Source organism: Rhizobium sp. 01N447_2, from assembly GCF_056399245.1.
Genome location: NZ_JBFTQY010000017.1, coordinates 193116 through 208003, shown reverse-complemented (window position 1 = coordinate 208003; position 14888 = coordinate 193116). Strand labels below are relative to the sequence as shown.

Annotated in this window: 12 protein-coding genes and 1 pseudogene; 3 read left to right on the top strand and 10 right to left on the bottom strand. The window is 61.2% G+C overall.

Translation table 11 applies throughout. The features are described from left to right. Window positions 1-774 (bottom strand): annotated as a pseudogene (locus AC1ECN_RS14570) (LysR family transcriptional regulator); the annotation flags it as partial. 133 nt (window positions 775-907) lie between these two features. Between AC1ECN_RS14570 and AC1ECN_RS14565 the strand changes: the two are divergent. After that, a complete protein-coding gene (locus AC1ECN_RS14565; protein ID WP_477953355.1) occupies window positions 908-1783 on the top strand; it encodes an aldo/keto reductase family oxidoreductase in 876 nt (291 codons plus the stop codon). A gap of 99 nt (window positions 1784-1882) precedes the next feature. On the opposite strand, the gene ppk2 is transcribed toward AC1ECN_RS14565, so the two are convergent. The 9 genes from ppk2 to AC1ECN_RS14520 all read right to left on the bottom strand — a co-directional run bounded on the left by ppk2 (window position 1883) and on the right by AC1ECN_RS14520 (window position 11418). Then, the gene (gene ppk2, locus AC1ECN_RS14560; protein WP_018070638.1) at window positions 1883-2797 is read right to left on the bottom strand and encodes a polyphosphate kinase 2; all 915 of its coding nucleotides are present in this window, start codon (window positions 2795-2797) and stop codon (window positions 1883-1885) included. Between the two features lie 100 nt (window positions 2798-2897). Next, window positions 2898-3731: a helix-turn-helix domain-containing protein gene (locus tag AC1ECN_RS14555; RefSeq protein ID WP_477953353.1), complete on the bottom strand. Its 834-nt coding sequence runs from the start codon at window positions 3729-3731 to the stop codon at window positions 2898-2900. Between the two features lie 73 nt (window positions 3732-3804). Further along, window positions 3805-4194 carry a nuclear transport factor 2 family protein gene (locus AC1ECN_RS14550; protein ID WP_130764508.1) on the bottom strand — a complete coding sequence of 130 codons (390 nt, stop codon included), beginning with the start codon at window positions 4192-4194 and terminating at the stop codon, window positions 3805-3807. A gap of 281 nt (window positions 4195-4475) precedes the next feature. Beyond that, complete coding sequence (locus AC1ECN_RS14545) at window positions 4476-6128, bottom strand: GMC oxidoreductase (RefSeq protein ID WP_477953350.1); 1653 nt, start codon at window positions 6126-6128, stop codon at window positions 4476-4478. 83 nt (window positions 6129-6211) lie between these two features. Further along, on the bottom strand, window positions 6212-7294 hold the full coding sequence (locus tag AC1ECN_RS14540; protein ID WP_130773213.1) for an ABC transporter ATP-binding protein: 1083 nt from the start codon (window positions 7292-7294) through the stop codon (window positions 6212-6214). A 7-nt stretch (window positions 7295-7301) separates the two neighbouring features. Continuing rightward, window positions 7302-8186 carry a carbohydrate ABC transporter permease gene (locus AC1ECN_RS14535; RefSeq protein ID WP_018070643.1) on the bottom strand — a complete coding sequence of 295 codons (885 nt, stop codon included), beginning with the start codon at window positions 8184-8186 and terminating at the stop codon, window positions 7302-7304. Then, a complete protein-coding gene (locus tag AC1ECN_RS14530) occupies window positions 8186-9073 on the bottom strand; it encodes a carbohydrate ABC transporter permease (RefSeq protein WP_024320334.1) in 888 nt (295 codons plus the stop codon). The genes AC1ECN_RS14535 and AC1ECN_RS14530 overlap by 1 nt, the downstream gene beginning before the upstream one ends. Window positions 9074-9175: 102 nt before the next feature. After that, window positions 9176-10408 carry an ABC transporter substrate-binding protein gene (locus tag AC1ECN_RS14525; RefSeq protein ID WP_477953348.1) on the bottom strand — a complete coding sequence of 411 codons (1233 nt, stop codon included), beginning with the start codon at window positions 10406-10408 and terminating at the stop codon, window positions 9176-9178. Between the two features lie 59 nt (window positions 10409-10467). Further along, the gene (locus AC1ECN_RS14520) at window positions 10468-11418 is read right to left on the bottom strand and encodes a sugar phosphate isomerase/epimerase family protein (protein ID WP_477953346.1); all 951 of its coding nucleotides are present in this window, start codon (window positions 11416-11418) and stop codon (window positions 10468-10470) included. 222 nt (window positions 11419-11640) lie between these two features. Between AC1ECN_RS14520 and AC1ECN_RS14515 the strand changes: the two genes are divergently transcribed. Beyond that, the gene (locus AC1ECN_RS14515) at window positions 11641-12711 is read left to right on the top strand and encodes a LacI family DNA-binding transcriptional regulator (RefSeq protein ID WP_024320331.1); all 1071 of its coding nucleotides are present in this window, start codon (window positions 11641-11643) and stop codon (window positions 12709-12711) included. Window positions 12712-12912: 201 nt separating this feature from the next. Beyond that, the gene (locus AC1ECN_RS14510) at window positions 12913-14787 is read left to right on the top strand and encodes an adenylate/guanylate cyclase domain-containing protein (RefSeq protein ID WP_024320330.1); all 1875 of its coding nucleotides are present in this window, start codon (window positions 12913-12915) and stop codon (window positions 14785-14787) included. The last annotated feature ends 101 nt before the right edge of the window (window positions 14788-14888 follow it).

The window sequence follows — 14888 nt, the reverse complement described above, 5'->3', positions numbered from 1 at the left end:
GCTGTCGATATGCGGGCGCAACCAGTCCTCGAAGAGGCAGACGATCCCTGTTCCCGATATCGCTGCATCGACGGCCAGGTCGGTCGCACCGCCGACCCGCACGATCAGCGGGCCCGTCGGATCGACCCGCACGATCTCGCCATCGCGCTCGAACTCCCACGGCGCCGTCATCGCACCGCTCGAAAAGCGACCCAGCAGACAGGCATGGCCGAGCAGCTCGCTCGGATGTTGCGGCCGGCCACGGCGATCGAGGTAATCGGGGGAGGCGGCAGTGGCAAAGCGCTGGACGCGTGGGCCGATCGGTATTGCGATCATATCCTGCTCCAGCCGCTCGTCATAGCGGATGCCGGCGTCGCAGCCGGCCGCGATCACGTCGACAAAGCTCTCGTCGGTGACCACCTCCAGCCGAATATCGGGATAGGCGGCGAGGAACGGTGGAACGATGGCAGGCAGCACCAGCCGCGCCGCGCTGACCGGCACATTGAGGCGCAACGCACCGGCCGGCCTGTCGCGAAAACCGTTGACGACGTCGAGGGCAGACTCCACCTCGCTCAAAGCAGGGCCGAGCCGCTCCAGCAAGCCCTTGCCCGCTTCGGTCGGGACGACGCTGCGTGTCGTCCGGTTGAGCAGCCTGACGCCGAGCTGGGCCTCCAGGCGACGCACCGCTTCACTGAGGAAGGAGGCGCTGCTGCCGCTTACGCGCGCGCCCTCGCGAAAACCCCCGGCACGCGCCACGGCAACGAAGGCATTGAGATCACCCAGATCTGCTTTCACTGTTCGCCACTCCGCACAGCCCGTGCGGATTGTAGCCAATTTTCACACGTGCCGACAATGCTTATCTTGGGCTTATCTCTTGCGCTTATCTCTTGGGCCTATCTTGGCGTCATCTCTTGAAAGGAATTAGACCATGTCCACTATCGATCAGTCCGGCGCGTTCAACCTCGGCGGCCGCAGCGTGAAGCGGCTCGGCTATGGCGCCATGCAGCTTGCCGGCCCCGGCGTGTTTGGCCCGCCCAAGGATCATGGCGCGGCCTTGGCCGTGCTGCGAGAGGCGGTCGCGAGCGGCGTAAACCACATCGACACCAGCGACTTCTATGGCCCGCACGTCACCAACCAGATCATCCGTGAAGCGCTGCATCCCTATCGCGACGATCTCGTCATCGTCACCAAGATCGGCGCCCGGCGCGGCGCGGACGGATCCTGGATTCCGGCCTTCTCGCGCGAAGAGCTGACGGAGGCAGTACACGACAACCTCCGCAATCTCGGCCTCGACCTGCTCGATGTCGTCAATCTGAGGATCATGTTCGACGTGCACGGCCCGGCCGAAGGGTCGATCGAAGCGCCGCTGACGGTGCTGGCCGATCTTCAGCGGCAAGGCCTGGTGCGTCACGTCGGGCTGAGCAACGTCACATCCAAGCAGATCACCGAAGGGCGTGGGATCACCGAGATCGTCTGCGTGCAGAACCAGTACAATCTGGCGCATCGGGCCGACGATGCCCTGATCGACGATCTCGCGCGCGACGGCATTGCCTATGTACCATTCTTCCCGCTCGGCGGGTTCAGCCCGCTGCAGTCGTCCACCCTGTCCGATGTCGCCGCACGCCTCAATGCCACGCCTATGCAGGTGGCACTCGCCTGGCTGCTGCGTCGCRCGGAAAACATCCTGCTGATCCCCGGCACGTCGTCCGTCGGCCATCTCAGGGAGAACCTCGCCGCCGCCGGGCTCGTGCTGCCGGATGACGCCGTCTCGGAATTGAACCGCATGGCTGACGTCACCGCCTGAAGGTCGCCGGCGATCCAACGCTACGCCACGCTCTTCCGTGGCGTAGCGTAGCAACCCCTAAATCGATTCCGATTTAGGGCCGCCTTTGCGGCTACGCCGTCAATAGCGCTCCGGCACGAGCATTTCAGGCGGAACCGGCGCCCTGTTGTAATCAGCGTGACGGATGCGGTCCGGCAACTGGATCTCAGGTTTCGGAACATCCTCGTAAGGGATCTGATCGAGAAGATGGGCAATGCAGTTCAAACGCGCGCGTTTCTTGTCCACAGCCTGTACCACCCACCAGGGTGCGTCCTCCGTGTGCGTCCGCGCCAGCATTTCTTCCTTGGCTTTGGTGTATTCCTCCCAATGGACACGGCTTTCCATATCCATCGGTGAGAGCTTCCATTGCTTCAGCGGATCGTGGATGCGCATCTTGAAGCGGAATTCCTGCTCCTCGTCGGTGATCGAAAACCAGTACTTGATCAGCACGATTCCGGAGCGGACGAGCATCCGTTCGAATTCAGGCACCGAGCGGAAGAACTCCTCGAGTTCTTCCTCGGTGCAGAACCCCATGACGCGCTCGACACCGGCGCGATTGTACCAGCTTCGGTCAAAGAGCACCATTTCGCCGGCGGTCGGAAGGTGCGGGACATAACGCTGGAAATACCATTGATGACGTTCCCGCTCGGTGGGYGCGGGCAGCGCGACCGTCCGGCAAACGCGCGGATTGAGCCGCTGGGTCACGCGCTTGATCGCGCCACCCTTGCCGGCCGAATCCCGGCCTTCGAACAGCACCACCACCTTCAGCTTCTTATGCTGAACCCAATCCTGCAACCGCACCAGTTCATGCTGCAGCCGGAACAGCTCCCGGAAGTAGATCTTTCGTTCGATCGTCTGCTCCGCCGGTTCCGACATTCCTTCGGCGACCAGATCGTCCAGCCGGTCTTCCTCCATCTGCATTTCCAGCTCTTCATCGAAGCTGTCGGCGATTTCGGCCTTAATACGGCTGAGCTGGTCCTGAGGTGTTTGAGTCATGGCCTTTTCCTTCCTGCTTATTTCGACAGGAGCATGTCACTGCGAAGTTTGTGTGACGGTTCGGCTAACCCAAAGCCGGAACAGCCCCGTCGATCCGGGATTAACGCATGCCGGCCTGGTTCATCAGCTTGGCGTATTCCACCTCGGTGGCATCATCCAACGGGAACATGCACTCGATCCTCAGTTCCTGGGTCGTTATCGTCTGTGCGGTGCCAACCGTGGTCACCAGTGAGAAGAAACTCAGAACCTGCCCGTCCTTGATGAACGACAATGGAATGACCGGCGTGCTGTCGGCTGTCGTCGAGACCTTCCAGGCACTGTCCACATCCGGATAGGCGAGGAGCGCGTCGATCAGCGCCTTGGTGCGCTTATCGATGACGCGGCCCACGGACTCCCTGAACACCCGCGCCATCAGACTTTTTGCCGTTTCCTCCCAATTTGGAATGCAGGGCCGCAAACCGGCGGGATCGAATATCAGGTGCAGCAGATTGCGCGGTTTTTCCCGTGCCGCCATGTCGATGAAACTGTTGAAGAAGCGCTGCGTCGCGTCGTTCGTCATCACCACGTTCCAATAGCGATCCATCACCACTGCCGGAAACGGTTCATGCTGAACAAGCATACGCTTCAGCGCATCCCTGACACTTTTCATTTCAAGGTCGTCGATGCCGCCTTCGGCGTAAATCGGAGCATAGCCGGCGGCAAGCAGCAGCGTATTGCGCTCCCGGAACGGCACATCAAGGGCATCGGCCAGATGCAGCAGATTGTGGCGGCCGGGCGTGCTTCGGCCACTCTCGATGAAGCTGATCTGACGCTGCGATATGCCGGTGTCGAGTGAGAGATCCAGCTGGCTCTTGCCCCGCGTGTCGCGCCAGGCGCGCAACTGGATGCCAAGCTCGTTCGGTATTGCGCCTGAATGGCCGTGCGTCGAGCTCATCTTTTTAGCGATCTCCGTGTGTGCGGCTGATGGCTGGCGGGGGMAATAACGCTCCCGCCAGCGACGATGTCGGTCAGAAGGCAACCGGGCCGACCGATCCGTACCAGCGACCAACCTTGGCCGGCTCTCGTTCATCCATATAGAAGAAGTGCGTCATGACCGGTTCGACAACCGGTTGAGCTTCGTCATCGGGCGTCATGGTGACAGTCCCGCGGAAGATCTTGAGCGAGCCACCGTCCCAATATTCCGTTACGTCGTGAAGCGCTGAGAAACCCGTGTCGATGAAGGCGCGCAGGTTCGTGCGAATGGTCTCTCGCCCCTTCCAGTCGGCGACGCCCAGATTGCAGGTAGCATCCTGCGCCAAGCAGTCGAAGCCTTCGCCGAAGGTCTTGTCATCGATCTCCTTCCAGAAGGCCAACAGCCATTCAGGGGGTTCTCGTTTGGTAAAATTCATGGTCGTCATCGTCGTTCTCCTCGGCCGCCTCGTACTGTCGACGGCAGCTTAGCCGTCGACATCGCGTTGGTCGGCCGCTTCTGTTGAAGGGAATGTTCCTCCTGCAGGAAGGCCGTTCACTAATATCGCGGGACAGGGAATGCCCTCAATTACATCCGGTGTAATCAGCGGGGTGAGAACGGTCCTTAAAATCTTCGGCAAAGAAGGCGCATCCGCTCGTCTCCCAGCCAATCAAACGCCGGGAGAGTGACATTCCAACTTTGCAGAAACAGGACACTTCGAATTTGCGGCTACAGCTGTCCCGTCCGGTACTGGTCGACAAGGTTCCGGCAGGCGCGGATCGTCAGGGCCATGACGGTGAGCGTGGTGCCGGCGATGCCGCTGCCGGGGAAGGCGCTGGCGTCGGTGACGATGAGATTCGGGGCATCCCAGACCTGGTTGTAAGGGTTAAGCACCGAAGCCTCAGGGGTTTCGCCCATGCGCGCGCCGCCCGTCTCATGGATTGCGGCGCCCATGCACATGGTCTTGCGGAACCATTTGCGGAACATGAAGCGGCTGAAGGCATCGGCTTCGGGAAAGGCGCCCTTGCCCATTTCCTTGAGGCCGGTGGGCGAGCCGATGAATTCGAGGTCGCCGCCAATCTCCCTGATCATGGCGATCAGCGTCTCCTCCTGCCTTTTGAGCAGTGCCTGCTCCTCCTCTTGCATGACGCAGCGGATATGCGGCACGGGAATGTTCCAGGCATCCCTACGCCTGACATCGAGCGTGATGCGGTTGTCGGCATAGGGCAGCATGCGGCCGAAGCCGAAGAAGGCGAGACGTGCATCTCTGTCCCCGGAGACCGGCGCGCGGCCGACGCTTCCCTGGTAGTCGAAATCGCCGCGGGCGGCGTCGCCCTCTCCGAAGCGGGGAATGAAGATCCCGCCCGACGGATTGTAGAAGGGGTCGGTCGGCGCGGATTCGTCGGGTGCCCAACCCTTCGCCTTCGAAAAGGAGCCGAAGGCGAGGCACGGCAGCTGGTCCATGAAATAGCGACCGAGAGCGCCCGAGCTGTTGCMGAGCCCATCTGGATGTTTCGCCGAAGCCGAATTCAAAAGCAGCCTCACGCTCTCAATCGGCGAGGCCGAAAGCACCACCGTTACAGCGCGAGCCGTTGATACCGCGCCCGTGTTGCGATCGATGTATTCCGCGCCGGTGGCGCGGCCGGTCTTCTTATCCGTGGTGATGCGGCGAACGACGGCGTCGTAGCGGATAGTCAACTGGCCGGTCGCCTTTGCTTCTCGCAGCGGTCGCGGCATCCGATCGGCGTCAGGCGCGATGTAACGCCAGGAGACGACGTGCCTTTCCGGCCAGCGGTTTTCAACCGCCTGCTTGAAGATCTGTTCGGCGGGCGTCAGGCTTGCCGGCTTCGCATAGATGCCGTCCGGCAGGGTGGCCACGTTATCCTTGTTGCCGTAGAGCCCGAGATAGGCCTCGACCTCGTCGTAGAAAGGCACCAGCTCGTCATAGGAGACCGGCCAGTCCACGCCCTTTCCGGCGCGTGAGCGGATCTTGAAATCGTCGTCGGTCCAGCGCAGCAGCACCCGGCCGAAACTGTGGAGCCGCCCGCCGCCTTGGCGGCCGCGGATCCAGAGGAAGGGTTCGCCCTTCGGCGTCGTATAGGGGTTCTTGCGGTCGTTGACGAAGAAATGGCTGAAGCGCTCGGTGAAAAAGGCTGCGCGCGCCTGGATCGGCTGGCCCTTGAGCGTGGCCCGCGCGCGCTCCCAGATATTGATGCTGCTTGCCGGCGCCTTCTTGCGCGCGGGATCGAAATCCTTCGGTCCGACGGCGGGGCCGGCCTCGAGCAGCAGCACCGATAATCCCTGTGCTGTCAGTTCCTTTACCGCAAAGGAACCCGCCGCGCCGGAGCCGATCACCAGCGCATCATAGACCATCTCAGACATGTCTTTTCAAATCCTGTCCTGGAGCAATCCTCAAAACGGCACGAAACGCACCCGGAATTGCGGGAAAACAAAGGGATGGTGTGTCACAGCCGCGATCCGTCAGCGCCGAAAAGGGACGCCTTGGCGATATCGAGCCCGGGAGCCACGGCATCGCCGGGCTGCAGGGTGACATCGCCCATGAGCCGGAGCGAGAGGCTTTGGTCCGCCCAGTCGAACCAGACAACGGCGTCCGAACCCATCGGCTCGACGACGGCAACGCGGCCCGGAATGGTGGGCAGGCCGCCCGTGGCCCCATCGAGCACAAGGTGTTCCGGGCGAAAGCCGAGTGTAGCAGGTCCTTCCGCTGTGTCCGCTCGAAAGGAATAAGCGGAGAGATCGACAGTGAGCTCCTTGCTCTGGAAAACCAGCGCGCCGTTGCCGCGCTCGATCCGGCCCTCGGCGAAATTCATGGCCGGGGCGCCAATGAAGCCGGCAACGAAGAGATTGGCCGGACGGCGGTAGATTTCAGCCGGCGAGGCAAGCTGCTGGATCACGCCATCGCGCATGATGGCGATGCGGTCGGCCAGCGTCAGGGCCTCGACCTGGTCGTGGGTGACGTAAATCATGGTGTTGCCGAGGCGCTGGTGCAGCTTCTTGATCTCGACGCGCAATTCGTTGCGCAGCTTGGCGTCGAGGTTCGACAGTGGCTCGTCGAACAGGAAGACATCCACTTCGCGTACCAGCGCCCGGCCGATGGCGACGCGCTGGCGCTGACCGCCGGAAAGCTCGGCAGGACGCCGGTCGAGCAGCTTGTCGAGCTGGAGGAGCGCCGCCGTGCGGGCGACACGGGCCTCGATCTCGGCCTTCGGCAGGCCGGCGACGCGAAGTCCGAAGGAGAGGTTCTTGCGGACCGACATACGCGGATAGAGCGCGTAGGACTGGAAGACCATGCCGATGCCGCGATCCTTCGGCTCCTCCCAGCTGACGTTCTTGCCTGAGATCCAGACCTCGCCTGCGGTGATATCCTGGAGACCGGCAATGGCGTTCAGAAGCGTGGACTTGCCGCAGCCGGAAGGGCCAAGCAGCACCAGGAACTCTCGCGGCGCGATATCGATCGACATCTTCTCGATCACCGTATGGTCACCATAGGCGATCTTCAGATCCTTGACGGAGACGGCAGATTGCATGGAAGCGTTACCCCTTGACTGCGCCGGCCGCGATGCCGCGCACGAACCAGCGGCCGGACAGGAAATAGATGGCAAGCGGAACGATGGCGGTGAGGATCGTCGCCGCCATGTTCACGTTGTAGGTCCGCTCGCCCATCGTGGTGTTGACGATATTGTTGAGCTGCACGGTCATTGGCAGGTTGTCGCGGCCGGCAAAGACGAGACCGAGCAGAAAGTCGTTCCAGATGCCGGTGAACTGCAGCATCGAGACCACAACGACCATCGGCACGGCAATCGGCAGCATGATCTCGAAAAAGATGCGCCAGAAGCCCGCGCCGTCGACGCGCGCCGCCTTGCAGAGCTCCTCCGGCACGCTGACGAAATAGTTGCGGAAGAGCAGCGTCACCAGCGGCAGGCCGAAGATGACATGCACGAGAATGATACCGGCGAGTGAATTATAGAGATCGATATTCGCCATCGCCCGGACCATCGGATAGAGGAAGATCTGGTAGGGGATCAGGCCGCCGGCCATCAGCAGGCCGAAGAGCAGGTTTGCCCCGCGCGGCCGCCAGAGCGACAGCGCATAGCCATTGACGGCGCCGATGAAGACCGAGAGCGCGACCGAGGGAAGCGTGATCGCCACCGAATTCCAGAAGCCGCTGCGAATGCCGACGCAGACGGTTCCCATGCAGGCGCCCGACCAGGCGGTAGCCCAGGCGGAGAAATCGAGCGTGGCCGGCAGGGCAAAGATCTGCCCGAGCCGGATTTCGTCCATGGACTTCAGCGAGGTGACGACCATGGTGTAGAGCGGCAGAAGGAAGAAAAGTGCTGCGACGACAAGGAAGACATAGAGACCGATGCGCCCGGCGGTGATCTGTGCCGGCTTCGGGCCGTTCGGATGAGGACGGGCCATCACGCAGCCCCCTTTGCTTTGTCACGCATGTGCATGATGTAGCGGAACGGGGCGACTGCGATGATCACGCCGAGGACAAGCACCGTCGCACCGGCTGTGGCGAGGCCGAGGTTCTGGCGCCCGAACAGATTGTCCATGATGAATTTCGCCGGCACCTCCGTCGCATTGCCGGGGCCGCCATTGGTCATGGCAACGACGATGTCGTAGGTCTTGATCACGCCCATGGCGAGCAGCATGCCGGCCGCGGCCAGCGCCGGCCCGAGCTGGGGCAGGATGATCGAGACATAGATGCGCCAGACGGGAATGCCGTCGATCCGCGCCGCCTTCCATTGCTCGCCTTCGATGCCACGCATGCCGGCGAGCGCAATGACCATGACGAGCCCCGCGCCCTGCCACACGCCGGCAAGCACCAGCGCATAGATCGCCATGTCGCGATTGACCACCCAGTCGAGGACGAAGCTTTCCCAACCGAGCGAACGCACGCTTGCCTGAATGCCGAGCGTCGGATTGAGCATCCATTGCCAGATCAGCCCGGTCACCACGAAGGACATGGCGTAGGGATAGAGGAATAGGGTCCGAAAGGCGCTTTCGAAGCGGATCTTGCGATCGAGCGCCGCGGCCAGCAGGAAGCCGAGCAGCAAACAGCCTGCGACGTAAAGGACACCGAAGATCAACACGTTTTGCAGCGATGCCAGCCACTTGGCGGAAGAGAAGAGCTTCGAATACTGCGCCAAGCCGACATAGGTCGAGGACGGAAAAAGCGTGGAATTGGTGAAGGACAGGCGGATCGACCAGGCCATGGTGCCGATGAAGACCACGACGGCGACGAACCATGTCGGCAAAAGGGCGATGGTCGCGGATAAATTGGGCTTGCGTTTGATGGACATCGGCCAGCTCGTTGGCGGGTGGAAAGCAGGGCTCGCACCGCCGCGCGAGGCGGCGGCCGGCAGCTGTGGCGTCGACGTCAGGCCGACGCCACAGGCGCTATCCTACTCGAAGATGGCGAAGAAATTTTCGGCCGCGGAGGCCGTATCATTCGAGCCGCCGCTCCAGTATTCGTCGACGAAGTCGTCGAGCGCGCCAACCTGCTGGGGCGTCAGCACGATCGCTTGGTCCGGTACGATTGCACCCGCAGCCATCAGCTCGACACCCTTCTGGGCGCAGGCGTCCAGCTTCGACTTGTCGACGTCGGAGCGCATCGGAACAGAGCCCTTCTTGAGAGCGAATTGGACCTGGACGGTCGGGTCCATGACGACTTCAGCGAGAAGCTTCTGTGCTTTGTCGGTCTCGGCCTTGCCGGTCTTCGGGAACCAGAGGGCGTCGGCGATGTAGACCATACCCTTCGACTCCGGCACGATCATGCAGCCATAATCCTTGCCCGGCTCCTTGCCGGCAACGGTGAATTCGCCCTTGGCCCAGTCGCCCATGAACTGCATGCCGGCTTTGGCAGTGATCAGCATGGCGGTCGCATCATTCCAGTTGCGCCCGGCAGCACCCGGATCGACATAACCGCGCAGCTTGCCGAGGATCTCAAGGGTCTTCTTCACACCTTCGACGGAGGCCTGGCTCTTGTCCTTGTCGACATAGATCTTCAGGAAGCCGTCGATCCCGACCTGCGAGAGCAGGATCATGTTGAAGACCTTGGTCTGCTGCCAGGGCTGGCCGCCCCAGGCGACCGGAACCATGCCGGCAGCCTTCAGCTTGTCGAGATCGGCAAAAAGCTCGTCCCAGGTCTTGGGCTCTTGCGAAATGCCGGCCTTCTCGAAGGCTTCCTTGGAATAGAAGAGCCAGCTTTCACCATGGGCGCCGGTCGGCGAGAGATAGACCTTGCCGTCATAGGTGATGAGGTCGTGGATCGATTTCGGCAGAGCATCGGCCCATTTGCCGGCGGCGGCCACGTCGTCGATCGGATTGAACAGGCCCTGGTTGATGAAATCTGCCGCAGCGAGACCGATGACGCCCTGCTTGGCGCCCGGCGCGTCACCGGCGACGATGCGGTTCTGGAAGGCGGCATCGGCCGCACCAAAGCCGGCGATCGAAGAATCCTTCCAGACGCCGCCACGCTTTTCGAACTCGGTCTTGATAACGTTGAGGGCAGCTGCTTCGCCGCCCGACGTCCAGGACGACATGATTTCGATCGTCGGCTTGTCCTCGGCATGGGCCGAGGCGGATAGGCCGACGATTGCTGCGCCGGCAAGTAAAAGCTTCATCATGTTCTTCATTGTTCCACCTCTTGAAAATGCCCTCTTTGCGGGGCGTTTTGTTGTCTTAGGAATGACTGTCAGCGATAGATCGGCAGGAGCGCCTGCCGGACGAGCGTGAGCCCGTTGGCGATGTCGCGGACGGGATCGGGCGCGGCATCGAGTTCGAGGATCGCCCAGCCTTCATAGGCCCGGTCGCGCAGCAGCCGGATCCAGGCCGGCCAATCGACCCGTCCGAGGCCGAAGCTGCAGAAATAGGGCTGGTGGCGTTCATGGATATGTTTGTCGATCGGCGTGTCTGAGGGCATGGGGCCGATCGCATCCTTCCAATGAGCGATGATCATGCGCTCGTGATGGCGATCGACGAGCTGGATTGGATCGGAGCCGGCAACGATGATATGGGCCGTGTCCGGGCACATGTGCACATAGGCCGGATCGGTGAGCAGCATCATCAGATCGACATCGCGCGCGGCGGCAAAGATCGAGTGCGCCTCGGTGTGCAGCGCGAGCCGCACGCCCCTGGCATGGAGTGTTGCACCGAGCCGGTTCAGGAAATCGGCGATCACCTTGGCGCGGTCGAAATCGTAGAATTGCACTGGCTGGGCGCCGAGCGTCTGGCGCAAGGGGGCGCCGATCACCATGATGTCGCTGCCGCAGGCTTTCWGGAAATCGGCATATCGTTCCGCCTTGTCGATCAGCGCGCGCTGGGCCTCGGGCTCAGCGAAATCGCCGGCCGCCTCCAGTTCCGCGAAGAAGCCGCTGCACAGCGTCAGGCCCCGTCTAGCCAGCTCGGCTGCGAAGGCGTCGACGGAACCGTAGGTCTTGATGGCGTCCTGCCAGTTGAAGGGAGAGAAGGTCAGCTCGACGCCGGTGACGCCGGAGGCCTGGACGCTGTCGAGTATCTTGTCCCAGAAGGCACGCGGTTCAGCGCGGGCATAGCCGACGATCGCATCATGGCTGTCGACGCCCCAGAAGCCGGGATGGAAGAATGTCACGAGATCGACGCCGAAGCGCAGCCTGTCAGTAGCCATAACCTGTCCATTTATCGAGGCATGACCTACCCGCGTGCGGAAGAGCCGTTCCGCATCCAATAAGCCATGGATTTTCAACGCATTAAGAAATGGCAATCGTTTGCCATGACTAGATAATAGCCAAGCCGGTTTTTTAAGCAAGCGGTTTTTGGCAAACGTTTGCTATAAATCGGCGCCTGCCTTAGAGTTGCAAATCGAAGCATCCGGGAGACCGAAATAAACATGAATAAAAACAAGGATGTGGTAGGAGAGGAGCCATCGGGTGCATTGATGGCCGATGTCGCGCGGCTCGCCGGCGTTGCGATCTCAACAGTCAGCCGGGCGCTCGCCAATCCCGGACGGGTCAACGAGAAGACGCGCGCCAAGATCAATGCCGCTGCCAGGCAGCTGGGCTACACGCCGAACGCCATGGCGCGCGGCCTCAGGGTCGGCAAATCCAACATCATCATGATCATCCTGCCGGGATCGCTCTACTATGGCGCTTCCCAGATCATTCCGCAGGTGCTGCAGAGCATCAACAAGTCGCTGATCCAGGGCGGCTACAACCTGATGATCGCCAACCTCGATCGCGACGAGATTTCCGAACGGCATATTCTCGACCTCGCCTTTGGCGGGAGCGTGCGCGGCGCCATCATCCTGTCGTCGAAGCTCCCGGAGGTCGACGGGCGCTCGCTGGCAAATTCCGGTCTGCCGATCGTGTCGATGCTGCTCGACATGAGCGATGCCGGCCTGCAGAGCGTGATTACGAACGACCGCGAGGCCGTGCGCGACGTCACCGCCGAACTGATCCGATTGGGTCATCGACGGTTCTTCTATCTTGCGGGGCCTGAAGGCAATTACCACGATGTCGAGCGTTATGGCGGCGTGCTCGAGGCGCTCGAGGCGGCAGGATTGTCGGAGGGCTCGGTGCGTCGCTCGGGCGGCCATCTCGATTATCAGCACGGCTTCGACATCGGCGTCCAGGCAGCGGACGATTTCGCCAAATTGACCGAAAAGCCGACGGCCGTCATCGCAACCAGCGACGACATGGCCATTTCGTTTGTCAGCCGTGTCCAGCGGAGAGGTGTAAGCATTCCCGGTGATCTGTCCGTCGTCTCCTTCGACGGCTCCCCGGTCTGCGAATTCTGCTCGCCGCCGCTCTCGACGATCAAGCAGCCGGTGGAAGAGATGGGGCGCGCAGCGGTGGATCTCCTGCTCGACGCCATTGGCCAGAGAGAGAATGCGGCGGCGGTGCGCACCGTCATCCGCAGCAGCCTTATCCCGAGGGAGAGCATCGCCGCTCCGAAGAGCTGACGGAGCCGGCCGCGGCGAATGCCGGGGGGCCGGGCCTATTAGTGGAAGGCGCCGATGCCAGATGGCCAAATCTGGAAGATATAACTGTCGGTTCGGCGACAGAGGGATATTTTAGTTGTCAGTAATACAATCGTCCGGCAACATGATCGGCCAGCTTCTAGAATTGAGTAATATTGCCACCAGCACGTTGGGGAGACGGGCATGTGCGCAGAGCTTGTCGAGCGCCGATTGGCGGCTATCCTGGCTGCCGATGTGGTGGGCTACAGCCGTCTCCTGGAGGCAAACGAAGAGGAGACGCTTGATGCCCTTCGTCAGCATCGCCGCGAGCTTTTCGATCCCGCTGTCGCGAGCCACGGCGGGCGTATAATCAAGGTGATGGGCGACGGTTTCCTGGTCGAGTTCGGCAGCGTGCTCAGTGCTGCACGATGCGCAGTCGAAATCCAGCGCGGCATGCTGGAGCGCAACATTGGGATTCCAGCGGACCGGCACTTTGCGTTTCGAATAGGCTTGAACCTGGGCGATATCATCTTCGATGCGGATGACTTTCATGGGGACGGCATTAATGTGGCGGTCCGGCTGCAAGCCCTTGCAGATCCTGGCGGCATTGCCTGTTCGGCGGCTGTGCGCCACGAAGTCGGAAACAAGCTCGATCTCAATTTCGCAGACCAGGGCGCCAAGACCGTCAAGAACATTTCCCGTCCGGTCCATGTCTATTTTGCCGATTGGGGCAATGTCGGCTCCGGCGAGGAGGTACCGCTTGCCGCAAGCGGCCACACGCAGGCACCCACCAACAAGCCATCGGTTGCCATCCTGCCATTTGCCAACATCAGCAACGATCCCGCCCAGGAGTTTTTCAGCGACGGCATCACCGAGGACATCATCACTGACCTATCGAATGTTTCAGGCCTGTTTGTACTAAGCCGCAACACTGTCTTCACATGGAAAGGCCGCAGCGAGAACCTGCAGCGCATCGCCAGGGAACTCGGGGTTGCCTATGTCGTGGAGGGCAGCGTCCGCAAGGCCGGCAACCATATGAGGATCAATGCTGAATTGATCGACGCAGCGAGCGACGGCCACATGTGGGCCGCGCGTTACGACCGCGACCTCACCGACATCTTCGAAGTGCAGGACGAGATTACCAAGGCGATCGTCGAGCAACTAAAGGTCAAGCTGCTCCCGGAGGAAAAGAAGGCAATCGAGCAGGCGCCGACAGAGAGCGTGGAAGCTTATACGCACTACCTCAGGGGCCGCGAATACTACCATATTGCCTCGCGCTCAAACCATCTGATGGCCAGACAGAGCTTCGCCAGAGCCATCGAATTGGATCCCGGCTATGCCCGAGCCTATGCCGGCATCGCGGTTTGCGATTCACGTCTGCGGTCTCAATTCGGCACGGAGATTCCGGTGGAGGACATTCTCGCCAACACGGCGATGGCACTCGCTATCGATCCCAACCTGGCAGAGGCACACGCGGCCAGGGGGTTTGCGTTGGCCGTCGCCGGCAATCGCACTGAGGCGGTTTCCGCATTCGAAGAGGCTTTGTCGCTCGACGCCGATTGCCACGAGGCGAACCGGTACTATGCCGAATTTTGCGTCACCGACGGTCAGTTCGAACTGGCGGCTACGCACTTTCAGCGCGCAATGGAAATTAAGCCTGCCGATTATGGTGCGCCGATCATGCTCGTGAACGTCTTTCGTTCGCTCGGGCAAATAGACAAGGCCAGCAGCTATGCGCGGATCGCGTTGAAAAGGGCGGAGGAGGAACTGCGGCTCCATCCGGAAAATGCGAATGTTGCCTGCTTGGGAGCGACGGCGCTGGCCTTTCTCGGGGTCCGCGACATGGCGCTGGAATGGTTGGCGCGCGCGCTGGCGACGGATCCCAACGACATAAACATCCAGTACAATGCCGCCTGCACCTATGCACTGCTTGGCGAAATCGACAGAGCGATAGATTTGCTTGAGGTCTGGATGCCTCAAGTCGGCATCGAGATGCGGCTGTGGTTCAAGAACGATTCCGATCTCGACTCCATACGCAATCACCCGCGCTATTCGAGTTTGGTTGAGCTGTCTGAATAACGCCAAGTACATCTGGCAGGCTGCTTCTAATTCTATTTTATTACTTGCTAAAATTCTTGCGAGCGCCGAATGTCAACTTAAAATGGCAATCATAAAAGTCT

Excerpts from the sequence above, each read along its gene's own strand:
- AC1ECN_RS14525 (WP_477953348.1), bottom strand. The coding sequence starts at position 10,408 with ATGAAGAACATGATGAAGCTTTTACTTGCCGGCGCAGCAATCGTCGGC.
- AC1ECN_RS14515 (WP_024320331.1), top strand. The coding sequence starts at position 11,641 with ATGAATAAAAACAAGGATGTGGTAGGAGAGGAGCCATCGGGTGCATTG.
- AC1ECN_RS14530 (WP_024320334.1), bottom strand. The coding sequence starts at position 9,073 with ATGTCCATCAAACGCAAGCCCAATTTATCCGCGACCATCGCCCTTTTG.
- AC1ECN_RS14540 (WP_130773213.1), bottom strand. The coding sequence starts at position 7,294 with ATGCAATCTGCCGTCTCCGTCAAGGATCTGAAGATCGCCTATGGTGAC.
- AC1ECN_RS14555 (WP_477953353.1), bottom strand. The coding sequence starts at position 3,731 with ATGAGCTCGACGCACGGCCATTCAGGCGCAATACCGAACGAGCTTGGC.
- AC1ECN_RS14550 (WP_130764508.1), bottom strand. The coding sequence starts at position 4,194 with ATGACGACCATGAATTTTACCAAACGAGAACCCCCTGAATGGCTGTTG.
- AC1ECN_RS14510 (WP_024320330.1), top strand. The coding sequence starts at position 12,913 with ATGTGCGCAGAGCTTGTCGAGCGCCGATTGGCGGCTATCCTGGCTGCC.
- AC1ECN_RS14535 (WP_018070643.1), bottom strand. The coding sequence starts at position 8,186 with ATGGCCCGTCCTCATCCGAACGGCCCGAAGCCGGCACAGATCACCGCC.